This window comes from Bacillus sp. AR2-1 (assembly GCF_008368755.1).
Taxonomy (GTDB): Bacteria; Bacillota; Bacilli; order Bacillales; family Bacillaceae_G; genus Bacillus_A; species Bacillus_A wiedmannii.
The window spans coordinates 341,563-363,091 of the sequence record NZ_QORY01000007.1 but is presented as its reverse complement, the minus strand read 5'-3'; the positions used below and the strand labels follow the sequence as shown (position 1 = coordinate 363,091).

General features: G+C 39.2%; 22 protein-coding genes. 21 read left to right on the top strand and 1 reads right to left on the bottom strand.

Annotated features, from left to right (window positions below; genetic code table 11):
- Positions 1-20 precede the first annotated feature (20 nt).
- From atpE to DT250_RS08605, 9 genes are all read left to right on the top strand, one after another.
- Positions 21-239, top strand: coding sequence for a F0F1 ATP synthase subunit C (atpE, locus tag DT250_RS08645; RefSeq protein ID WP_000052064.1), 219 nt, complete (start codon positions 21-23; stop codon positions 237-239).
- Between the two features lie 129 nt (positions 240-368).
- Positions 369-875: a F0F1 ATP synthase subunit B gene (gene atpF, locus DT250_RS08640; protein ID WP_001142625.1), complete on the top strand. Its 507-nt coding sequence runs from the start codon at positions 369-371 to the stop codon at positions 873-875.
- The gene (atpH, locus tag DT250_RS08635; protein WP_000064683.1) at positions 872-1,414 is read left to right on the top strand and encodes a F0F1 ATP synthase subunit delta; all 543 of its coding nucleotides are present in this window, start codon (positions 872-874) and stop codon (positions 1,412-1,414) included. The genes atpF and atpH overlap by 4 nt, the downstream gene beginning before the upstream one ends.
- A gap of 11 nt (positions 1,415-1,425) precedes the next feature.
- Entirely contained in the window at positions 1,426-2,934 is a 1,509-nt protein-coding gene (gene atpA, locus DT250_RS08630) for a F0F1 ATP synthase subunit alpha (RefSeq protein WP_000027511.1), read from the top strand.
- 215 nt (positions 2,935-3,149) lie between these two features.
- Complete coding sequence (gene atpG, locus DT250_RS08625) at positions 3,150-4,010, top strand: F0F1 ATP synthase subunit gamma (RefSeq protein WP_000157696.1); 861 nt, start codon at positions 3,150-3,152, stop codon at positions 4,008-4,010.
- A 241-nt stretch (positions 4,011-4,251) separates the two neighbouring features.
- Positions 4,252-5,661 carry a F0F1 ATP synthase subunit beta gene (gene atpD / locus DT250_RS08620; protein WP_001032603.1) on the top strand — a complete coding sequence of 470 codons (1,410 nt, stop codon included), beginning with the start codon at positions 4,252-4,254 and terminating at the stop codon, positions 5,659-5,661.
- Positions 5,662-5,681: 20 nt separating this feature from the next.
- Positions 5,682-6,083 carry a F0F1 ATP synthase subunit epsilon gene (atpC, locus tag DT250_RS08615; RefSeq protein WP_000847206.1) on the top strand — a complete coding sequence of 134 codons (402 nt, stop codon included), beginning with the start codon at positions 5,682-5,684 and terminating at the stop codon, positions 6,081-6,083.
- Between the two features lie 130 nt (positions 6,084-6,213).
- Complete coding sequence (locus DT250_RS08610) at positions 6,214-6,996, top strand: DUF975 family protein (protein WP_149212933.1); 783 nt, start codon at positions 6,214-6,216, stop codon at positions 6,994-6,996.
- A 47-nt stretch (positions 6,997-7,043) separates the two neighbouring features.
- A complete protein-coding gene (locus DT250_RS08605) occupies positions 7,044-7,697 on the top strand; it encodes a DUF975 family protein (RefSeq protein WP_048542679.1) in 654 nt (217 codons plus the stop codon).
- A gap of 16 nt (positions 7,698-7,713) precedes the next feature.
- Here DT250_RS08605 and DT250_RS08600 read toward each other — a convergent pair whose 3' ends face one another.
- Positions 7,714-10,443: a putative bifunctional diguanylate cyclase/phosphodiesterase gene (locus tag DT250_RS08600; RefSeq protein ID WP_149212932.1), complete on the bottom strand. Its 2,730-nt coding sequence runs from the start codon at positions 10,441-10,443 to the stop codon at positions 7,714-7,716.
- Between the two features lie 289 nt (positions 10,444-10,732).
- Between DT250_RS08600 and nuoA the strand changes: the two genes are divergently transcribed.
- The 12 genes from nuoA to DT250_RS08540 all read left to right on the top strand — a co-directional run bounded on the left by nuoA (position 10,733) and on the right by DT250_RS08540 (position 21,492).
- On the top strand, positions 10,733-11,101 hold the full coding sequence (gene nuoA, locus DT250_RS08595) for an NADH-quinone oxidoreductase subunit NuoA (protein ID WP_149212931.1): 369 nt from the start codon (positions 10,733-10,735) through the stop codon (positions 11,099-11,101).
- Positions 11,092-11,610 carry an NADH-quinone oxidoreductase subunit NuoB gene (gene nuoB, locus DT250_RS08590; RefSeq protein WP_000236331.1) on the top strand — a complete coding sequence of 173 codons (519 nt, stop codon included), beginning with the start codon at positions 11,092-11,094 and terminating at the stop codon, positions 11,608-11,610. Before nuoA ends, nuoB begins: the two co-directional genes overlap by 10 nt.
- Positions 11,607-12,752 (top strand): NADH-quinone oxidoreductase subunit C, encoded by a 1,146-nt coding sequence (locus DT250_RS08585; RefSeq protein WP_149212930.1) that lies wholly within the window; start codon positions 11,607-11,609, stop codon positions 12,750-12,752. Before nuoB ends, DT250_RS08585 begins: the two co-directional genes overlap by 4 nt.
- A 3-nt stretch (positions 12,753-12,755) precedes the next feature.
- Complete coding sequence (nuoD, locus tag DT250_RS08580; RefSeq protein WP_000621434.1) at positions 12,756-13,856, top strand: NADH-quinone oxidoreductase subunit NuoD; 1,101 nt, start codon at positions 12,756-12,758, stop codon at positions 13,854-13,856.
- Positions 13,856-14,857, top strand: coding sequence for an NADH-quinone oxidoreductase subunit NuoH (nuoH, locus tag DT250_RS08575; RefSeq protein WP_000573437.1), 1,002 nt, complete (start codon positions 13,856-13,858; stop codon positions 14,855-14,857). The genes nuoD and nuoH overlap by 1 nt, the downstream gene beginning before the upstream one ends.
- Before the next feature lie 25 nt (positions 14,858-14,882).
- Positions 14,883-15,302 carry an NADH-quinone oxidoreductase subunit NuoI gene (nuoI, locus tag DT250_RS08570; protein ID WP_000677191.1) on the top strand — a complete coding sequence of 140 codons (420 nt, stop codon included), beginning with the start codon at positions 14,883-14,885 and terminating at the stop codon, positions 15,300-15,302.
- A complete protein-coding gene (locus DT250_RS08565) occupies positions 15,299-15,823 on the top strand; it encodes an NADH-quinone oxidoreductase subunit J (RefSeq protein WP_001012824.1) in 525 nt (174 codons plus the stop codon). Before nuoI ends, DT250_RS08565 begins: the two co-directional genes overlap by 4 nt.
- Complete coding sequence (gene nuoK / locus DT250_RS08560) at positions 15,816-16,130, top strand: NADH-quinone oxidoreductase subunit NuoK (RefSeq protein ID WP_000100078.1); 315 nt, start codon at positions 15,816-15,818, stop codon at positions 16,128-16,130. Before DT250_RS08565 ends, nuoK begins: the two co-directional genes overlap by 8 nt.
- A 29-nt stretch (positions 16,131-16,159) precedes the next feature.
- Positions 16,160-18,022: an NADH-quinone oxidoreductase subunit L gene (gene nuoL, locus DT250_RS08555; protein ID WP_149212929.1), complete on the top strand. Its 1,863-nt coding sequence runs from the start codon at positions 16,160-16,162 to the stop codon at positions 18,020-18,022.
- Positions 18,019-19,521, top strand: a complete 1,503-nt coding sequence (locus DT250_RS08550; protein ID WP_149212928.1) for an NADH-quinone oxidoreductase subunit M — start codon at positions 18,019-18,021, stop codon at positions 19,519-19,521. Before nuoL ends, DT250_RS08550 begins: the two co-directional genes overlap by 4 nt.
- Before the next feature lie 7 nt (positions 19,522-19,528).
- Positions 19,529-21,043, top strand: coding sequence for an NADH-quinone oxidoreductase subunit NuoN (nuoN, locus tag DT250_RS08545; protein ID WP_141555619.1), 1,515 nt, complete (start codon positions 19,529-19,531; stop codon positions 21,041-21,043).
- A 212-nt stretch (positions 21,044-21,255) separates the two neighbouring features.
- A complete protein-coding gene (locus tag DT250_RS08540) occupies positions 21,256-21,492 on the top strand; it encodes a DUF1146 family protein (protein WP_000940744.1) in 237 nt (78 codons plus the stop codon).
- The last annotated feature ends 37 nt before the right edge of the window (positions 21,493-21,529 follow it).

Below are 21,529 nucleotides of genomic sequence, written 5' to 3'. Positions count from 1 at the left end.
TACAAAGGAGGACAAATTAAATGAGTTTAGGTGTAATCGCAGCTGCAATTGCAATTGGTTTATCAGCATTAGGTGCAGGTATTGGTAACGGTCTTATCGTATCACGTACAATCGAAGGTGTTGCTCGTCAACCAGAATTAAAAGGCGCGCTTCAAACAATTATGTTCATCGGGGTTGCTTTAGTTGAGGCACTTCCAATCATCGGTGTAGTTATTGCATTCATCGTAATGAACAAATAAGGGAGACTCCCCTTACATAGATGGCGAAGAGTGTTTTTCCGAACTTTCTTCGCCATTGCTTTATGAACGAAACGTATGTCTTTTTTTTTCATATGATCAATTTAGATATTTTGAAGGGAGTGAATCCTTGTGCCAACTTTATTATTAGGGGCTTCCATTCCATTTGGAACGATTGCTTATACATTGTTCATTTTCTTACTTCTATTAGTAATGCTACGCAAATTCGCGTGGGGTCCTTTAATGGGAATTATGAAAGAACGTGAAGAGCATGTTACTAATGAAATCGACGCTGCAGAAAGAAGTAACGCTGAAGCGAAGAAATTAGTAGAAGAACAACGTGAAATGTTAAAACAATCGCGTGTTGAAGCACAAGAGTTAATCGAAAGAGCGAAAAAACAAGCTGTAGATCAAAAAGATGTTATTGTTGCTGCTGCGAAAGAAGAAGCAGAATCAATTAAAGCATCTGCTGTACAAGAAATTCAACGCGAAAAAGAGCAAGCGATTGCTGCTTTACAAGAACAAGTCGCTTCTTTATCTGTTCAAATTGCTTCTAAAGTAATTGAAAAAGAGTTAAAAGAAGAAGATCAAGTTAAGTTAATTCGCGATTATATTAAAGAAGTAGGAGAAGCGCGATGAGCAATGGGATTGTAGCAAAACGTTATGCTGTCGCTCTTTTTAAAATTGCAAAAGAAAAACACGTATTAGAAATGTTTGAAGAGGAATTACGCCTTGTACAAAACGTTTATGTAAAGAACGGAGAACTACATAGCTTTTTAACGCAACCGAACATTTCAAAAGAGCAGAAGAAAACGTTTCTTGCGAACGTATTCGGATCTGTTTCTGAATCTATTTTAAATACGTTATATATTTTAATTGATAACAAACGCATTGATATCTTACCTGAAATTGCAGATGAATATGTTGTTCTTGCTAATGAAGAACGTAACGTAGCCGACGCAACTGTATATTCTACTCGTCTTCTATCAGAAGAAGAGAAGCTTAACATTGCAGAAGCATTTGCAAAGAGAACGGGAAAAGATGCAATTCGCGTAAAAAATGTTGTAGATGAAGATTTACTAGGCGGCATTAAAGTACGTATTGGAAATCGCATTTACGACGGAAGCTTGCAAGGAAAATTAGCACGTATTCAGCGTGAATTAATGAAGAATAGATAGGGGTGAAGCACATGAGCATCAGAGCTGAAGAAATTAGCGCACTGATAAAGCAACAAATCGAGAACTATCAGTCTGAAATCGAAGTTAGTGATGTTGGTACAGTTATCCAAGTTGGTGACGGTATTGCGCGTGCTCATGGTCTTGATAACGTTATGGCTGGTGAACTTGTAGAGTTCTCTAACGGCGTTATGGGACTAGCACAAAACTTAGAGGAAAACAACGTAGGTATCATTATTTTAGGACCTTATACAGAAATTCGTGAAGGTGACGAAGTTCGTCGTACTGGTCGCATCATGCAAGTACCAGTAGGAAAAGAACTAATCGGTCGTGTTGTAAACCCATTAGGTCAACCAGTTGATGGTTTAGGCCCAATCAATACAACAAACACTCGTCCAATCGAAAGTCCAGCACCAGGTGTAATGGATCGTAAATCTGTTCATGAGCCACTTCAAACAGGTATTAAAGCGATCGATGCTCTTGTACCAATTGGCCGTGGTCAACGTGAGTTAATCATTGGTGACCGTCAAACAGGTAAAACAGCAGTTGCACTTGATACAATCATTAACCAAAAAGATGAAGATATGATTTGTATCTATGTAGCTATCGGACAAAAAGAATCAACTGTACGTAACGTAGTAGAAACACTACGTAAGCACGGTGCATTAGATTACACAATCGTTGTAACTGCATCAGCTTCTCAACCAGCTCCATTATTATACTTAGCTGCTTATGCTGGTGTAACAATGGGTGAAGAGTTCATGTACAATGGTAAACACGTATTAGTAGTATATGATGACTTATCAAAACAAGCAGCGGCTTACCGTGAGCTTTCATTACTATTACGTCGTCCTCCAGGTCGTGAAGCATATCCAGGGGATGTATTCTACTTACATTCTCGCTTATTAGAGCGTGCAGCAAAATTAAGTGATGCAAGAGGCGGCGGTTCTTTAACTGCACTACCTTTCATCGAAACACAAGCAGGGGACGTATCAGCTTACATCCCAACAAACGTAATTTCTATTACGGATGGACAAATCTTCTTACAATCTGACCTATTCTTCTCTGGCGTACGTCCAGCGATCGATGCGGGTACTTCTGTATCTCGTGTAGGTGGATCTGCTCAGATTAAAGCAATGAGTAAAGTATCAGGTACACTTCGTCTTGACCTTGCATCTTACCGTGAGTTAGAAGCGTTCGCTCAGTTCGGTTCTGACCTTGATAAAGCAACTCAAGCGAAACTAAACCGTGGTGCTCGTACTGTTGAGGTATTAAAACAAGGATTACACAAACCATTACGTGTAGAGAAACAAGTTATCATTCTTTACGCTTTAACACGTGGATTCCTAGATGATATCCCAGTAGTAGATATCACTCGTTTCGAAGAAGAATTCCATGCTTGGTTAGATTCTAATGCGACTGACTTATTAGAAGAAATCCGCACAACTAAGAAACTTGCGGATGACGACAAATTTGCAGCAGCTATTAATGGATTTAAAAAAGTATTCGTAGCTTCTGAGTAATGAATAAAAGCTCCAGAGGCTCGTTCAAGCCACTGGAGCTAGATAATATATAAAAGGCATCTCAAGTTTTGAGATTGCTGACGGTTATGTAAAGGAAAAGAGTAGGTGCACCTATTCTTTTCCTTCAATCATGAGCAAGAATATCTTGCAACGTAGATTAGGAAGAGAATTCTTACTAATCGTGCCAACTTCCGGAAAAAAGGTGGTGAAAACCTGTGGCATCTTTACGCGATATAAAAGCGAAGATTAACTCGACAAAGAAAACGAGTCAAATTACGAAAGCGATGGAGATGGTATCTGCATCTAAGTTAAACCGTGCAGAGCAAAATGCTAAATCTTTCGTTCCGTATATGGAAAAGATTCAAGAAGTAGTAGCGAGCATTGCGCAAGGAAGTAAAGGAATTAATCATCCGATGCTAAATGCGCGTCCTGTAAAGCGTACAGGGTACATCGTTATTACATCTGATCGCGGACTAGCAGGTGGTTATAACAGTAACGTATTACGTACAGTAAGTAACGTAATTCGTGAACGTCATAATATGGATTCAAACCAATATTCAATTATTGTGCTTGGCCGACTAGGACGTGATTATTTAAAACGTCGCGGCTTTAATATCATTGATGAAGTAGTTGGACTATCTGACCACCCATCATTTACTGATATTAAAGATCTTGCTTCTCGAGCAATTGCGATGTTTGCAGATGGTGCTTATGATGAGCTGTATATTTACTACAACCATTACGTAAGTAAAATTTCACAAGAAGTAACGGAAAATAAAATTTTACCGCTTACTGATGTGGCGTCTGACAAACCGACGACAGCTTATGAATTCGAACCTTCTGAAGAAGAAATTTTAAAAGTACTATTGCCACAATACGCAGAAAGCTTAGTGTACGGTGCATTACTAGACGGTAAAGCAAGTGAACACGCAGCGCGTATGACAGCAATGAAGAGTGCTACAGACAACGCAATGGAAGTTATCGATTCACTTACACTTTCATTCAACCGTGCGCGTCAGGCAGCGATTACGCAAGAAATTACGGAAATCGTTGGTGGAGCAGCAGCGTTAGAGTAGTAATAAAAAGCGTAGGTGGCTTGCTCAGAAGGGAAGGGCATTGGAACTCCTGACAAAGAGGCGTTCTTTGCCTCGTAGGAAGGGGTGAAATGACCGACCCTTCTAGCCACCAGAGCTAGATTCAATAAAAAGCGTAGGCGGCTCTTTCAAAAGAGTCGCGTAAGCTATAAACCAATAAAAAATTAAAAGCTAACTGCTCGTAGCAAGTTGGCTAATTAAAAGAAAGCTAGGAGGGAACCCGATGAATAAAGGGCGCGTTACGCAAATCATGGGTCCGGTTGTAGACGTTAAGTTTGATGGCGGAAAGCTACCAGAAATCTACAACGCCCTTACGGTAAAACAAAGCAACGAAAACGGAACAAGCATTAACTTAACATTTGAAGTTGCACTTCATTTAGGTGATGATACAGTTCGTACAGTTGCAATGTCTTCCACAGACGGACTTGTTCGTGGTACAGAAGTAGAAGATACTGGTAAAGCAATCTCTGTACCAGTTGGTGATGCAACACTTGGTCGCGTATTTAACGTATTAGGTGATGCAATTGACTTAGATGGTGAGGTTCCTGCCGATGTACGTCGTGATCCAATTCACCGCCAAGCACCTGCATTCGAAGAATTATCTACTAAAGTAGAAATTCTTGAAACTGGTATTAAAGTAGTAGACTTACTTGCTCCTTACATTAAGGGTGGTAAGATTGGTCTATTCGGTGGTGCTGGTGTAGGTAAAACTGTATTAATTCAGGAATTAATTAACAACATCGCACAAGAACACGGTGGTATCTCTGTATTCGCTGGTGTAGGTGAGCGTACTCGTGAGGGTAACGATTTATACCACGAAATGAGCGATTCTGGCGTAATTAAGAAAACTGCGATGGTATTCGGACAAATGAATGAGCCACCTGGAGCACGTCAACGTGTTGCATTAACAGGTTTAACAATGGCTGAACATTTCCGTGATGAGCAAGGACAAGACGTACTATTGTTCATCGATAACATCTTCCGTTTCACGCAAGCAGGTTCTGAAGTATCTGCCCTTCTTGGTCGTATGCCATCTGCGGTAGGTTACCAACCGACACTTGCAACAGAAATGGGTCAATTACAAGAGCGTATTACATCTACAAATAAAGGGTCTATCACGTCTATCCAAGCGGTATATGTACCAGCCGATGACTATACGGATCCAGCACCAGCTACAACGTTCGCTCACTTAGATGCAACAACAAACTTAGAGCGTCGTTTAACACAAATGGGTATTTACCCAGCCGTAGATCCATTAGCATCTACATCTCGTGCACTTTCTCCAGAAATCGTAGGAGAAGAGCATTATGAAGTAGCTCGTCAAGTACAGCAAACTTTACAGCGTTATAAAGAGCTTCAAGATATCATTGCTATCTTAGGTATGGATGAGTTATCTGAAGAAGATAAGTTAGTTGTACATCGTGCTCGTCGTATTCAATTCTTCTTATCTCAAAACTTCCACGTAGCTGAGCAGTTTACAGGTCAAAAAGGTTCTTACGTACCTGTAAAAAATACAGTTAGCGGATTTAAAGAAATTCTAGAAGGAAAATATGATGACCTTCCAGAAGATGCATTCCGTCTTGTAGGTGGTATTGAAGAAGTTATTGAAAACGCGAAGAAAATGATGGCGTAAGGCCTTAGGAGGGACGAATTATGAAGACATTTCCAGTCAGTATTGTAACTCCTGATGGACCGGTTTACGAAAAAGAAGTAGAAATGGTAAGCGTAAAAGCAGAGAGTGGGGAAATGGGGATCTTACCAGGTCACATTCCAACTGTTGCACCATTAAAAATTAGTGCAGTTCGTCTGAAACATGGTGGACACACTGATTATGTAGCAGTAAGCGGTGGCTTTATCGAAGTTCGTCCAGATAAAGTAACTGTATTATCATCATCTGCTGAAGAAGCAAACCATATCGATATCCATCGTGCAAATGAAGCGAAGCGTCGCGCTGAGCAACGTATGCAAGATAAACAAGCACATGTTGACTTTAGACGTGCAGAAATGGCATTACAACGTGCTGTGAACCGTTTAAACGTTTCCGATATGAAATAAAAAATCCGTAAAGGCTTTGCCTTTACGGATTTTTTTGTGTAGTTCATGGATAATTTTACAAAAATGGTATAATTATATTGATGCTTGTATAAGTAGAGAATGTACAACAATTTATAAAGGGGATGAATAAATGATCGGTGAAATGAAACGAGAAGCATTGCACTCTTTAAAGGGAAAATGGGGACTAGGTGTTGGATCAACGATTTTATATTTTATTTTAAGTTATGTTGTTTCAATGGCTGCAATGCTTATACTTTTAATTCCAGGAGTTATTATATTTTTACTATTTGCTGGTTTAACAGGTTCACTTGAAGAAGAAACAATATCAATTGGAGCAGGTATTACATTTGGTATTTTTTATTGCATCATAATAATTTTGAGTAACGCATCGTATGGAATTACATCATACGGTTATACAAATGTATTTTTACAGATGAGTAAACGAGAAGGTGCTAAAGTAGATCACTTATTCGAAGGGTTTCGTGGCTTTAAAAGAATGATGAAAACGATGTGGGCAATGCTTGCGATTTTGTTATATACAGGTACATGGATTCCAATGTTGCTAGTAGCCTTATTCGCATTTTTCGGTGAAGAAGGAAATACGTCGTTTACTATCGCTTTCTTTGTACTATTAGCTATTTCAATCGTTGTTATGATTGTGATGTATTTTTCTTATGCGATGACGTACTATGTAATGATTGAAAATCCAGAGTATAGTGTGTCACGAGCAATGAAAGAAAGTAAGCATCTTATGGAGGGGCACAAATTAGATTTATTTCTGTTGTGGCTGAGTTTTATAGGTTGGGCAATCTTAGCGATTCTTACACTCGGAATAGGATTTTTTTGGCTTAGTCCGTATATGAGTACAACGACAGCGCATTTTTATCGCTATCTTTCAAAAGATGAATTGTAGTAGGAACATGCTATACTAATAGAGTTATTACGTATAGGAGGAACAATATGATTAGTGATTTAAAAGGAGAAGCGCTAGATTCATTAGAAGGGAAATGGGGATTAGCTGTCGGGGCAACATTACTGATTTCGATTCTTATTTCAGCTTTTAGTTTTAGTATTGATTTCATTTTCTTTCAATTTTGGGATTGGAAAGAAGTAAATAACTCACTTTCAGTAGACGTTATTACAATATTGATGGTAGGTCCATTAACGCTAGGTGGTTATCATTTAGCACTACATATCATTCGTGAAAAAGAAGCGAGTATTGGGCATATATTCAGATGGTTTACAGAAGGAAGTAAGTTTATAAAGTCATTTTTATTATATATAGTAGTGAACATTTATATTTTCTTATGGTTTTTATTATTTATTATTCCAGGCATTATTAAATCATTTTCTTATGCGATGACGTACTTTATAATAAATGATCATCCTGAGTATTCCATAAATCAAGCTATTACAGAAAGTCGTCGTATGATGAATGGACATAAGATGGAGTATTTCATTTTATGTTTAAGCTTTATTGGTTGGTTTATATTAAGTTGTATTACGTTAGGGATTGGATTTCTATGGCTAATTCCATATTTTTATACGACGTCAGCAGCTTTTTATGAAGAGATTGCAGAGGAGTATTACGAGAAAACAATTCCGACACTATAAAAACACCCAGTATGAGCTATTGGTTCATACTGGGTGTTTTTTGTAGAAATTTTATAAATTGATGACTAGTAAGTGGTTTACTGAAATAGTAACCTTGCATATATTTACAGTTGTTCTTTTGTAGAAACTTAAGTTGTTTTTCTGTTTCAATTCCTTCAGCAACGACAGAGAGGTTTAAAGTATTTGCAAGGGAAAGGATAGTGGAAACGATAGCTCTTTCCTCAGGTCGATGATCGGCTAGTTGTGTAAATTCTCTCGGTACTTTTAACGTATCGATAGGGAAAATTGATAAATAAGCGAGAGAAGAATAGCCGGTACCGAAGTCATCAATGGACGTTTGAATACCATATTCCTTTAATTGTTTTAGTCTTGATAATGTTTCTTTTTCATCAATCATTGCAATTCGTTCTGTTAGCTCAAGTGTTACATGCTTTGGATCGACTTTAATGTCTGTTAGTATTTGTGAAATGTTGTTGATTAAATTCTCTTGCTGAAACTCTTTTGCGGATAAGTTCACACTTATTTTTAAATCTGTGTAGCCGAAAGTATGCCATATTTTTAACTGGCGACAAGATTCTTTTAATACCCAATGACCGAGCGGAACGACTTGTGGCGTCTCTTCTACAATTGGAATGAACTCACATGGCGGAATGTCACCTAGGAGTGGGTGTTTCCAGCGTAGTAATGCTTCAGCACCAATAATCTTTTTCGTCGTAATATCAATTTGTGGTTGATAGACGAGATAAAACTCTTCGTTTACTAAAGCGAGTGGTAAATCTTTTTCAATTCGAGCTTTTCGTTCCATTTTTTTATACAATTCTTTCGTGTATAGGGAGCTACCATTTTTTCCTTTATTTTTTGCTTCGTACATGGCCATATCAGCATGCTGTAAAATCGATAATGGATCTTCACCTGCTTCAGGATATATTGCAATCCCGATGCTCGGTGAGATTTGTAAATGTTGACTTTCAATTTCGAATGGTTCGTTCATGGCTGCTACAATTGTATCAGCCATTTTTTTTACATCGGGTCTTTTTTTATAATTTTCGATAAGGATTGTGAACTCATCCCCAGCTAGCCGGGCGAGCTTCATATTTGGTGTCGATAGTCTTTCTAGTCTTTTTGCTACGGCAATTAATAGAAGGTCTCCTACCCTATGACCGAGGGTATCATTAATAACCTTAAAGCGGTCTAGGTCGAGAAACATAACAGCAAAAGGCCTTTTTGATATTTCGGATCGAGCAATTGCTTGTTCTACATATTGATGAAATGCACGGCGATTTGCAAGCTCTGTTAAAGTATCATGATATGCTAGAAAATTAATTTGTTCTTGTTGTTGTTTGCTTTCCGTAATATCTTTAATCATTAAATAAACACCAGAAATATGATCCTTTAAAAAGATAGGAACTGCTGTAACATGCAAGTAGTAAATATCCCTATTTTTATGATATGCCCGTACTTCTAAAGAAATAGATTTCCCTTTTTTTACTCGATGAAAGGCATTAATGATTTCTTCCAAATCTTCTTCATACGTAAGTGAATAGTATGGTTGTTTTAATAATTCATTCGTTTGATAACCGAGTAAAGTAGTACCAGCGTTGTTCACGTTGAGAAAATTACCGTATAAGTCTAATGTGAAAATTGGATCTGGATGGTGCTCGTATAAAGATTTAAACATCTGTTGGTTATGATATAGTTCATTTTTTTGTTCTACTAAATCTTCTGTACGTAGTTCAATTTGTTTTTCGAGTTCTGAGTTGAATTGCATTTGAGCTAGTAATAATATTTTATTTTGTTTTCGAACTAAACTATGGCGTATGAGAACGAAGGAGAAAGTTATTATAAGCCCGATTACTACAATAGGTGCAAAAACATATTCAACTAATATAAAAACAATAAGCATTACTACAGAAATATAAGGTAATGACAATCTGATCGATTCCCCAAGTTTAGGTGTTAATAGTACTTGCTCTTGTCTTTCGGGTTCTTTTGTATGCAGAATACAGGCGATTGCTACTAGTACTAAAGTTACTTGATAGAGAGGAGTAACTGTAAACATGGAATACTCGGGTATGAAGTATTTGATATAAGCATAAATCGCATCTGTAGTAGCATATAAAATTAAAGCACTGCCAAGAAGCGCACCAACTTTTTTGGATAATAAGGATAATGGCTTGAATAACAGATTGATTCCTATGAGAAGAAAGAGCAAATCGGCCATTGGATAGGTAAGTTGAACAAATATGTCGATATAGGATGTTGAAGAAACGTGAATGGTGCGTTCAATAAGTAAGTAGTAACTTAAAGTGAATTGTGCTGTAACAATAATACAAATATCACATATCATAAAAAGCTTTTCTAATAAATCGCGGTTATAGATGATTTCATATAGAAAGGCAAATGCAAAGCTAATTAAAAAAAGTAAGTAAAAAAAATCGGACGGATCAACGAATGTATAGTAGTCCTTTAAAATTAAACGTTGATAGGCAACGACCATATCACCAATGAAATAAGAGAGGGTTCCAACAGATAAAATGGTCCAAAATAAACGAGGTAACCCTTCTTTCCTATTTGAAAAATAAAGTATATAACTACAAGCGATAATATCAATGAATAAGGTACTCATTCCAATTAATATTTGAAAAGGAAATGAGTATTCATATAGAAAAGGCATTGCCACGTAATGAATCGCTATAGATAACAATATAATGCTTATAAGAATACTTACATGTGTTTGTTTTTTCATTTATCTCACCCACGGTATATACATATAAATTCCTCTTTTTATTTTTTATTGTTTCTTGAAACATATATATAATTTCTATACTTATTTTAAACAGGTATAGCGAGTTATAAAAATAGATTTTAATAATTCTCGTTTCGGTCCCCAATATATCGACATAGGAATTTGAAGTTTGCTATAATGATTAAAATAGTTGAATTATTTAGAAAAATTTAAAAATAATAATTACTGTAACTAGGACATATTGTTTACTAAGTGAACTTGTTCTTAATTCAGGGGGGAGGGTTTCACAATGGCAAGTGTATATGAAAATAGTTATATGATCGTTTTGATTTTCTTGCTATTAGGTATATTGCTGCCGGTAGTGGCTCTTACATTAGGAAAGATGCTGCGTCCAAACAAACCAAGTGCAGCGAAAGCGACGACGTATGAGAGTGGGATTGAGCCTTTTCATGATGCAAATATTCGGTTTCATGCTCGTTATTATATTTTTGCTTTATTGTTTGTCATCTTTGATGTAGAAACTTTATTTTTATATCCATGGGCTGTTGCATATGACAAGCTCGGTTTATTTGCAATGATTGAAATGCTCATCTTTGTTGTAATGTTGCTAGTTGGATTAGCGTATGCTTGGAAAAAGAAGGTGTTACAATGGTTATAAATTTTGAGGAATTACATCCAAATGAGCGGGCGGAATTAGAACGAAATATCTTTTTTTCTACATTGGAGCAGTTAAAAGGATGGGCACGAAGCAATTCTTTATGGCCGATGACATTCGGACTGGCATGCTGTGCAATTGAAATGATGGGAGTAGGTTCATCACATTACGATTTAGATCGATTTGGGTCATTTTTTCGGACATCGCCAAGGCAATCGGACGTTATGATTGTGTCGGGAACAGTAACGAAGAAGATGGCTCCTATTGTTCGGCGTTTATACGATCAAATGCCCGAGCCAAAATGGGTTATTGCAATGGGATCTTGTGCGACAGCAGGTGGCCCATATGTAAATTCGTACGCTGTTGTGAAAGGTGTGGATCAAATTGTACCAGTGGATGTGTATATTCCTGGTTGTCCACCCAATCCTGCTGCTTTAATTTATGGAATTAATAAATTGAAAGAAAAAATTCGTTACGAGGCAAAGACGGGAAAGCAGGTGACGAATAAATGAGTGATCCAAATAAAGACCTAGAGGATTTGAAAAGAGAAGCGGCTAGGCATGCGAAAGAAGAGGCGAGAAAGCGTCTCGTTGCGAAACATGATGCGGAAATAAGTAAACTTGAGGAAGAAAATCGAGAAAAAGAGAAAGCGCTACCAAAAAATGATGGTATGACTGTGGAAGAAGTAAAACGACGTGCAGCCGCAGCGGCAAAAGCAAAAGCGGCAGCATTAGCCAAGCAAAAAAGAGAAGGAACAGAAGAGGTAACGGAAGAAGAAAAGGCGAAGGCAGCCGCAGCGGCAAAAGCAAAAGCGGCAGCGTTAGCCAAGCAAAAAAGAGAAGGAACCGAAGAAGTAACGGAAGAAGAAAAGGCCAAAGCGAAGGCGAAGGCAGCCGCAGCCGCGAAAGCAAAAGCGGCAGCATTAGCCAAGCAAAAAAGAGAAGGAATCGAAGAAGTAACGGAAGAAGAAAAGGCCAAAGCGAAGGCGAAGGCCGTGGCGGCAGCAAAGGCAAAAGCGGCGGCTTTAGCGAAGCAGAAGGCCTCGCAAGGTAATGAGGGTTCAGGAGATGAAAAGGCGAAGGCAATTGCAGCAGCGAAGGCAAAAGCGGCAGCAAGGGCGAAGACGAGGGGCGCTGAAGATAAAGCGGAAGAGGAGCCGAAGCAGGAAGAGCCATCCGTGAATCAGTCGTATTTAAATCAGTATGTTGAATTTATTAAGGGGGAAAAAGGAGAGGGTGCATTAGTAGATTCCTACATTAATAAACTTTCAAAAGACGTGCCAACTCTTGTTGTGGATCCCGCAAAATATTATGAAGTGATGGAATTACTGCGATTCCATGAAGGACTTGCTTTTGATTATATGTCAGAGTTACATGCGACGGATTTTGTGACACATATGGAAGTGTATGTTCATTTATTTTCATATGGAAAGAAACAGTCAGTAGCGGTGAAGGTGAAGTTGGATAGGGAAGCACCAGAAGTAGAGTCGGTTGCAGCGCTTTGGAAAGGAGCGGACTGGCCAGAGCGAGAAGCGTATGATTTGCTCGGCATTGTATTTAAGGGACATCCGAATTTATCACGTATTTTAATGCCTGATGATTGGATAGGGTATCCGCTTCGGAAAGATTATGAACCGTATGATGTGGAGGTGTAGCTTATGATCCGTACGGAAGAAATGCTTTTGAATGTAGGGCCTCAGCATCCGAGTACGCATGGTGTGTTCAGGCTTGTTATTAAGATTGACGGGGAAATTATTAAAGAAGCTACACCAGTTATTGGATATTTGCATCGTGGGACCGAAAAGATTGCCGAGAGCTTACAGTATACGCAAATTATCCCTTATACAGATCGAATGGACTATTTATCGGCCATGACGAATAACTACGTCATTTGCCATGCTGTAGAGACGATGATGGGGCTTGAAATCCCGGAGCGGGCCGAATACTTACGAGTACTTGCAATGGAGCTTGGAAGGATTGCGAGCCACCTCGTTTGGTGGGGGACAAATCTTCTTGATATAGGAGCGGTCAGCCCGTTTTTATACGCTTTTCGTGAACGAGAGATGATTATAAATTTATTAAACGAATTATGCGGTGCCCGTCTTACTTTTAACTATATGAGAGTCGGGGGTGTAAAGTGGGATGCGCCGGACGGTTGGATTGAAAAAGTGGAAGAGTTTGTTCCGTATATGCGAGAACAATTGGCAGGTTATCATGATCTCGTTAGCGGTAATGAGATTTTCTTAAATCGCGTAAAAGGCGTTGGTATATATAGCGCGGAAGAAGCGATTTCGTATTCTTTAAGCGGAGCCAATTTGCGGTGTACCGGAGTAAACTGGGATCTTCGCAAGGATGAACCGTACTCCATTTATGATCGTTTTGATTTCGATATTCCTGTTGGGAGTGTGGGAGATGCTTGGGATCGTTACGTTTGCCGCATGCAAGAGATTGAGGAGTCATTAAAAATTGTTGAGCAAGCTGTCCAGCAGTTCCCGAAAGACGGAGCTGTGCTAGCGAAAGTGCCGAAAATCATTAAGGCGCCTAAAGGGGAAGCGTTCGTCCGTATAGAATCGCCGCGAGGAGAGATTGGTTGCTATATTGCTAGTGATGGAAAGAAAGAGCCGTACCGCTTGAAGTTTCGCAGGCCGTCTTTTTACAATTTGCAAATTTTACCGAAGTTATTGAAAGGTGAAAACATCGCCAATTTAATTACGATTTTAGGTGGAGTTGATATTGTACTTGGGGAGGTTGATGGCTAATGATTGAAACGCTCTTACAATCACCTTCAAGCTGGACGAATTTCTTCATTTTTTTCGGATTAGCGGTGCTTCTATTATTTGCAGTCCTTGGCTTCGTTACATATGGTATTTTGGCAGAACGGAAAGTGATGGGTTTTATGCAAGGGCGGATTGGCCCAAACCAAGTTGGGGGCCGATTCGGCTTACTGCAAACGGTAGCTGATGTTTTAAAACTATTATTGAAAGAAGATAGTATTCCGAAAGCGGCAGATAAACCGTTGTTTATATTAGCGCCTGTCATTGCATTCGCACCGGCATTTATGGTGCTTGCAGTCATCCCGTTTACTGATAAATTTCAGTTCGCGGATATTGGCGTAGGCTTACTGTATTACATTGCTGTTTCTGGCATTACGACGATTGGTGTCGTAACCGGAGGGTGGGCATCAAATAATAAATATTCCCTTTTAGGAGGGATGCGTGCGGCAGCGCAAATGATTTCTTATGAAATTCCGCTTGTAATGAGTGTAATTGGCGTCGTTTTGTTAGCTGGTAGCCTGAATTTAAATGAAATTGTAGCAGCGCAGGAGAATGTTTGGTACATTTTCGTGCAGCCAATCGGTTTCGTCGTTTTCTTAATCGCAGCGGTAGCAGAGTTAAATAGGACGCCGTTTGATTTACCAGAAGCAGAGTCGGAACTTGTTTCTGGATATCATACGGAATACTCAGGGTTTCGCTGGGCGTTTTTCATGCTTTCAGAGTACGTATATTTCTTCGGAATGGCATCTTTAATTACAGTGCTCTTTTTAGGCGGATGGAATCCAGTTATGTTCCTTGGGTTTATCCCAGGAGCTGTATGGTTTGCTTTGAAATTTAGCAGTGTAGTCTTTCTATTAATTTGGTTCCGCGTTACGTTTCCGCGTATAAGAGGCGACCAGTTAATGGAGTTTGGCTGGAAAGTATTATTGCCAATTGCACTTGCGAATATTTTCTTAACGGCATTGATTAAGGAGTTATTCTTCTAATCTATGAGGGGGGTGCCAGTAAGAGATGAAAGGACTATTTAAAGGATTAAAATATACATTAAGCAATTTGAGTAAGAAGAAGGTGACTTACGATTATCCGAATCAACCGTTGCCGTTGCCAGACCGCTTTCGAGGCATTCAAAAGTTTTATCCAGAAAAGTGTATTGTTTGTAACCAATGCTCCAACATTTGTCCGACAGACTGTATTCAGTTAACAGGAAAAAAACATCCGGATCCTACGAAAAAAGGAAAAATTATCGACACGTATGATATTAATTTTGAAATTTGTATTCTGTGTGATTTATGTACAGAAGTTTGTCCGACAGAGGCGATTGTTATGACAAATAACTTTGAGCTCGCGGAATATTCACGTGATGATTTATTTAAAAATTTGCAGTGGCTTGACGAAAACGACGAAAACGTCAGGAAGGAGAATAAAGCATGAATGGCGAGTTTGTAGCATTCTTCATACTATCCTTGTCTGCAATTATCGGCGGTGTTCTTATGTTGAACTTAACGAAAGTCATGCATATGATGCTAGCTCTCGTTCTGACATTTCTTAGTATCGCAGGTTTGTACTTTCTTTTATCGGCCGAATTTATCGGGGTTGCACAAATTTTACTTTACTCCGGTGCGATTACAATTATTATGATTTTTGGCATTATGTTAACGCAACATAACGCAGAAAATGAATCGCGTCTTACTCTTCGAAAATGGATTATCTTCTTTGCGGTTGTAGCATTTGGGGCAGTTATGTATTTCGCTGTTAACAATATTGATTTTGCAAATGAAAGCACACAAGGAAGTTTACCTCTCCATGAAAAAAACACACTTCAAATCGGTACACTTCTCTATTCGAAATATATTATTCCATTTGAGTTAACCTCAGTTATTTTACTTGTAGCACTTGTTGGCGCGATTATACTTGCGAAGAAGGATGAGAAAGAGGAGGATTCCAATGAGTAGCGTTCCAGCTTCTGCATATTTAACGCTTGCGATTATTTTGTTTTGCATCGGTTTGTTTGGAGCTTTAACGAAGCGAAATACAGTGATTGTATTAGTTTGTATTGAATTAATGCTTAACGCGGCCAATTTAAATTTAGTCGCGTTTAGTAAATTAGGTTTGTTCCCAAATTTAACAGGGCAAATTTTCTCTCTGTTTACGATGGCTGTAGCAGCAGCGGAGGCGGCGGTAGGACTCGCCATTTTAATTGCTTTGTATCGTAATCGTACGACGGTTCATGTAGATGAAATGGATACGCTCAAAGGGTAACATTGTGACCGAAAAGGGGGAAGGAAACAATGATCGATTATGCATGGCTCATACCGCTTTTCCCGCTTGTTTCGTTTTTTTTATTACTTATATTCGGGAAGAAAATTAGAGAAGGAAGCAGTGTACTTAGTATTTTCCTCGTCTTTCTCTCCTTTATATTTGCGGTACTTGTATTAGTAGAACGGTTTTCGAAAGTAGGATTGAAGCATAAGTGGGTATGGCTTAGAACGGGAGATATTGATATATCATTTGGCTTTGAAGTGACTGCATTAGGGGCTTTAATGCTGTTTATCGTTACACTTGTGAGTTTACTTGTACATGTGTATTCGAAAGGTTATATGAAAGGTGATGAAAGATTACCAACCTTTTATGCCTATTTAGGGCTCTTCACATTTGCAATGCTCGGGCTCGTTATATCACCGAATTTATTACAGCTTTATATATTTTGGGAGTTAGTCGGCCTTGGTTCATTTTTACTCATCGGTTTTTATTTCTTTAAAGAAGAAGCGAAGGCTGCTGCGAAAAAGGCTTTTATTATGACTCGTATTGGAGATGTCGGTTTATTTATAGGGATGATCTTACTTTTCTGGCACGCGGGTAGTTTTGAATATGACGCAATATTTAGGGCGATTCATACGGGTGATCTTACCCCTACGATGATTACAATAACAGCGATATTAATTTTTATCGGGGCGATGGGGAAGTCAGGTCAGTTCCCGCTTCATACGTGGTTACCAGATGCGATGGAAGGGCCGACGCCTGTTTCGGCACTTATTCATGCGGCGACGATGGTCGCAGCTGGCGTGTATTTAGTGGCGACGATGTTCCCGCTATTTTCAGCAAGTGCGGTGGCGATGCAGACGGTGGCAATCGTTGGAGCTTTCACCGCAATCTTTGCGGCTTCTATCGGTCTTGTACAAACGGACATAAAGAGAGTGCTTGCTTATTCTACAGTTAGTCAGCTCGGGTATATGATGCTTGCATTAGGGTCTACTGGTTATGTAGCTGGTGTTTTCCATTTAACGACACACGCTTTTTTTAAAGCGCTACTATTTTTGGCGGCAGGAAGTGTCATTCATGCAGTGCATACGCAAGACATTAATAAAATGGGCGGTTTACAGAAGAAGATGAAAGTAACGGGTGCACTATTTTTAATCGGTACACTTGCAATTAGTGGGGTGCCACTCCTTTCTGGTTTCTTTAGTAAAGATGAAATTTTAGCGGTGACTTGGATGAATGGCAATTACGTTTTATTCATATTAGCAGTAATTGCAGCATTTTTAACAGCATTCTACATGTTCCGGCTCTACTTCCTTGTTTTTACTGGGGAAGTAAAGACAAAGGAAGATGTGCATGAATCGCCCCGCATTATGACGTATCCGATGATCGTCCTTGGCGTTCTCGCCGTAGTGGCGGGTTATATGAATACACCATGGTTTGGGACATTCCTCGGGGATTGGCTTACGAAAGATGTAGCATTTAAAGTGCGAGAGGCACACGGACCAGTTTGGATTATGATTGTTGCGACGCTCGTTTCCTTGGCTGGGATTGCTCTCGCATATTTCATATATGGTAAGAAATCTATTTCTAGAGATTGGGCTGGTGGCGATGGAACACCTCTTTATAACCTTTTGAAAGAAAAATATTATGTGGATGAACTATACAATATGACGGTGCTCCCTATTACGAAGGGAATCGCCCATGTGCTTCGCTTATTTGAGGTGTATGTAGTCGAAGGAATTGCCGTTTTAATAGGGAGTCTAATTAAAGGGATAAGCGGACTCGGTTCTAGACTCCAAAACGGAAATGTACAAGTGTACGGCACTGTAACAGCTGTTTCGCTTGCAGTACTCGTCATTATTTTGCTCTATACGGGAGGGGATTTACGATGAATGATTTGTTATTAACGTTCTTCATTTTTTCCCCGCTTTTAGGAATTCTCTTACTTGTATTAACGCCAAAAAAAGAATCGCGTACTGTGCGAGCGCTTGGTTTATTTGGGACGGCGCTTCCATTTGGAATCGCTATCGTCCTCGCTTGTACATATGCTTCTGGAAAGAGTTTGTCGCTATTCGATGAAAAAGTGAAATGGATTAAATTTGGGGATTTTGCAGCGGTGGATAAAAGATGGTTTTCCATTTATTACGAGCTCGGCATTGATGGTTTATCGCTCGTTATGATGGTGCTGACAGCTCTTCTAGCGATGCTTGCAGCAATTGCGGCATTTACTATTAAAAGAAACTTGAAAGCCTTTTATATGCTGCTACTCATGTTAGAAATAGGGATGCTCGGCGTCTTCGCTGCTCAAAATTTAATGTTGTTCTTTATTTTCTTTGAAATTACGTTGCCTCCAATGTTTTTATTAATTGGAAAGTGGGGGAAATTGTCGAGTGAAAAGGCTGCTTATAGTTATTTAATATATAACGGTATTGGCTCCGCTATTTTACTCATCGTTTTCTCAGTTTTATTTGCAAAAACAGGTACAACAAATATTACAGAGCTTAAAGAAATATTAACGAGTGTAGGTGCTGGGGGAGGAATGGCTGTCTCAAGCAGCTTACAGTTCGGTTTGTTTCTTGCCATAATGATTGCCTTTGCGATTAAACTACCCGTTTTCCCGCTACATCGCTGGATGGTCAATGTGCATGTTGAAGCGCATCCGGCTGTAGTTATGCTTCATGCGGGCGTTTTACTGAAGATTGGGGCATACGGTATGATTCGTTTCGGAAAGGGGCTATTCCCGGAATACTTTCGCGAGTTTGCAATGCTTATTGCGATTTTAGGAGTCATTAATTTATTGTACGGAGCCTTCTTAGCGCTCATTCAAACGGACTTTCGGAAGGTGCTTGCTTACTCTAGTATTTCGCATATGGGCATCGTATTAATGGGCCTTGCGGCGTTAAATGCACCAGGTACACAAGGGGCACTATTCCAAGTTGTGTCTCACGGTTTAATTGCAGCCTTACTCTTTTTCTTACTTGGCGTTATAGAACAGCGCTTTGGAACTTCGGACATTACAGCGCTTGGCGGACTCGCAAAAAGTGTCCCGGTACTTAGCGGCTTCTTCTTAGCGGGAGGAATGGCATCGCTTGGATTGCCAGGAATGTCTGGATTTGTTAGCGAGTTTCTTGCTTTTCTCGGTTTATTCCAAGGGGAGCCAGTCATTGCTGCAGTCGGTGTACTTGGCATCATTTTAACCGCTGTATACGTATTGAGAGCGACACTTCAAGTAATATTTGGTAAGAAAGAGTGGGAGGCGAAAGCTGATATACACGGTTGGGAGTATGTGCCTATATTGCTACTTATCTTCTGCATTATTGCAATTGGAATAATGCCAGAAATACTAGGGGATCCGCTTCAAAATACATTGAAAACATTGGGGGTGAAGTAGGATGGATATGAATACGTTACTTAGCTTATCATGGCATCTCATGGTGCCAGAATTCATTATTCTCGGAGCTGCCATCCTTCTTTCCATATGTGATTTGTTTTTTAAGTTGAATCATAGATATGTAGCGCTTAGTGCAATCGCAGCCGTCATATTAGCAATCGTGTCGTTAATCACGCTATACGATGAACCGACAGGAGATATTTTAAATGGATCGTTTGTGTTAGATGGGTTTTCAAAAGGGTTTAAAACGTTGTTATTAGGCGGAGCGGCCCTCATCTTATGCACCGCCATGAGCGATGATAAGAAGAATCCAATTGAAGATAAGGGAGAATATTATTACTTATTTTTAATGGCACTTCTTGGGGCTATGTTTATGGCTTCTAGTGTTGACTTCATTACACTTTTCGTCGGTTTAGAATTGCTTTCACTTTCTTCATATATTTTAGTAGGAATACGAAAAAGGAACCGTGCGTCAAACGAGGCGGCCATGAAATATGTCATTAATGGAGGTATTGGCACGGCAATTACGCTCTTTGGAATGAGTTATTTATACGGTATTACAGGATCAACTAATATCGTGGACATGCAAAAAGTATTCGCAGGGGAGCTTGCTGGTGGTATTCAGTTATTGTTAGCTCTCGCATTTCTACTATTACTCGTTGGACTCTCGTTTAAAATTGCGACAGTGCCGTTTCATATGTGGGCACCAGATGTGTATGAGGGAGCGGCTACGCCTGTTACTGCTTTTCTCGGGACGATTTCTAAAATTGCTGGATTCTTACTCATTATTCGTCTGTTTCTCATGGTTTTTGCAAGTGTATCGGTGCAAGGAGACATGCAATCTTTATACGGACGTATGAGCATATACATTGCAGTACTAGCGAGTATTACGATGATTATTGGAAACGTAGTAGCGTTAAAGCAATATAACGTAAAACGCCTATTTGCCTATTCGGGAATCGCACATGCGGGGTATTTACTCGTTCCGCTTGTCGCATTATCGCCATTTGCGATGGATAGCATGTGGTTTTACATGCTTGCGTATATGCTGATGAATATAGGCGCATTTGCGATTATCCACGGCTTAATCTTACAAAGCGACAAAGAAAATATCACCATTTTCACTGGATTATATAAAAGGTCGCCATTTACAGCGATAGTAATGACGATTTTTATTTTATCGTTGGCCGGGATACCAGGAACAGCTGGTTTCATCGGGAAAATTAACATCTTTTTAGGTGCACTGCATGTAGAGCCAGCTCATTACGTACTAGCTTCTATTATGATGGGGACGACAGTCATCTCATTCGTATATTATTTCCGTATTCTACAGCAAATGTTTTTCCGGACGGGAGAAGTGGAAGAGAAAATTCGTTTGCCATTGAATATAAAGGTTGTTATGAGCCTTTGTGCAATCTCGATTGTAATACTAGGGATTATGCCGATGATTGGATACAATTTCTTTTATGAATATTTTCCATTAATGAAGGATTTCTTCTTCTTAGGGAACGTGGTACAATAGTGAAAATAAAAGGTGTGGAGTTGTTACTCTGCGCTTTTTATTTTGTGTGAATTACAATTGAAAATGCATGTAGGTATATGTTTTTTGAGAGCAAATTACGATGTGAAATGTAAGATGTTTATTTGTATTTGAAAAAGTGTGGCTCCTACTTATCATGGTATCGTTTTTATAGTATTTCGTAAGTAGTAGCTGGGTAAAAAGGGGTCGATTTTTTGGCACATCTTTTAGGGCAACAAGCACTGATTGCCATTGTTTCGCATTTATTGTTTATTACCATTACGTGGTGGGCCTTACAAGGTGTTCACATTGAGCGTTTAATGAAGTCTGGAAAAGTGATGCAGACGCGAGTGTTACTCATCCTAATTACAATTGCAATTGGGACATCTGTAAGTAACTTTTTCCTTGATTATTTAGGCTATTCAAAGAGTTTAACGTATTTAGTAAAGTAAGTGTATAGAACCTCATATCTCCGTTAACAATGGGGAT

Excerpts from the sequence above, each read along its gene's own strand:
- atpE (WP_000052064.1), top strand. The coding sequence starts at position 21 with ATGAGTTTAGGTGTAATCGCAGCTGCAATTGCAATTGGTTTATCAGCA.
- atpH (WP_000064683.1), top strand. The coding sequence starts at position 872 with ATGAGCAATGGGATTGTAGCAAAACGTTATGCTGTCGCTCTTTTTAAA.
- atpA (WP_000027511.1), top strand. The coding sequence starts at position 1,426 with ATGAGCATCAGAGCTGAAGAAATTAGCGCACTGATAAAGCAACAAATC.
- atpD (WP_001032603.1), top strand. The coding sequence starts at position 4,252 with ATGAATAAAGGGCGCGTTACGCAAATCATGGGTCCGGTTGTAGACGTT.
- atpC (WP_000847206.1), top strand. The coding sequence starts at position 5,682 with ATGAAGACATTTCCAGTCAGTATTGTAACTCCTGATGGACCGGTTTAC.
- DT250_RS08610 (WP_149212933.1), top strand. The coding sequence starts at position 6,214 with ATGATCGGTGAAATGAAACGAGAAGCATTGCACTCTTTAAAGGGAAAA.
- DT250_RS08605 (WP_048542679.1), top strand. The coding sequence starts at position 7,044 with ATGATTAGTGATTTAAAAGGAGAAGCGCTAGATTCATTAGAAGGGAAA.
- DT250_RS08600 (WP_149212932.1), bottom strand. The coding sequence starts at position 10,443 with ATGAAAAAACAAACACATGTAAGTATTCTTATAAGCATTATATTGTTA.
- nuoA (WP_149212931.1), top strand. The coding sequence starts at position 10,733 with ATGGCAAGTGTATATGAAAATAGTTATATGATCGTTTTGATTTTCTTG.
- nuoB (WP_000236331.1), top strand. The coding sequence starts at position 11,092 with ATGGTTATAAATTTTGAGGAATTACATCCAAATGAGCGGGCGGAATTA.
- DT250_RS08585 (WP_149212930.1), top strand. The coding sequence starts at position 11,607 with ATGAGTGATCCAAATAAAGACCTAGAGGATTTGAAAAGAGAAGCGGCT.
- nuoD (WP_000621434.1), top strand. The coding sequence starts at position 12,756 with ATGATCCGTACGGAAGAAATGCTTTTGAATGTAGGGCCTCAGCATCCG.
- nuoH (WP_000573437.1), top strand. The coding sequence starts at position 13,856 with ATGATTGAAACGCTCTTACAATCACCTTCAAGCTGGACGAATTTCTTC.
- nuoI (WP_000677191.1), top strand. The coding sequence starts at position 14,883 with ATGAAAGGACTATTTAAAGGATTAAAATATACATTAAGCAATTTGAGT.
- DT250_RS08565 (WP_001012824.1), top strand. The coding sequence starts at position 15,299 with ATGAATGGCGAGTTTGTAGCATTCTTCATACTATCCTTGTCTGCAATT.
- nuoK (WP_000100078.1), top strand. The coding sequence starts at position 15,816 with ATGAGTAGCGTTCCAGCTTCTGCATATTTAACGCTTGCGATTATTTTG.
- nuoL (WP_149212929.1), top strand. The coding sequence starts at position 16,160 with ATGATCGATTATGCATGGCTCATACCGCTTTTCCCGCTTGTTTCGTTT.
- DT250_RS08550 (WP_149212928.1), top strand. The coding sequence starts at position 18,019 with ATGAATGATTTGTTATTAACGTTCTTCATTTTTTCCCCGCTTTTAGGA.
- nuoN (WP_141555619.1), top strand. The coding sequence starts at position 19,529 with ATGAATACGTTACTTAGCTTATCATGGCATCTCATGGTGCCAGAATTC.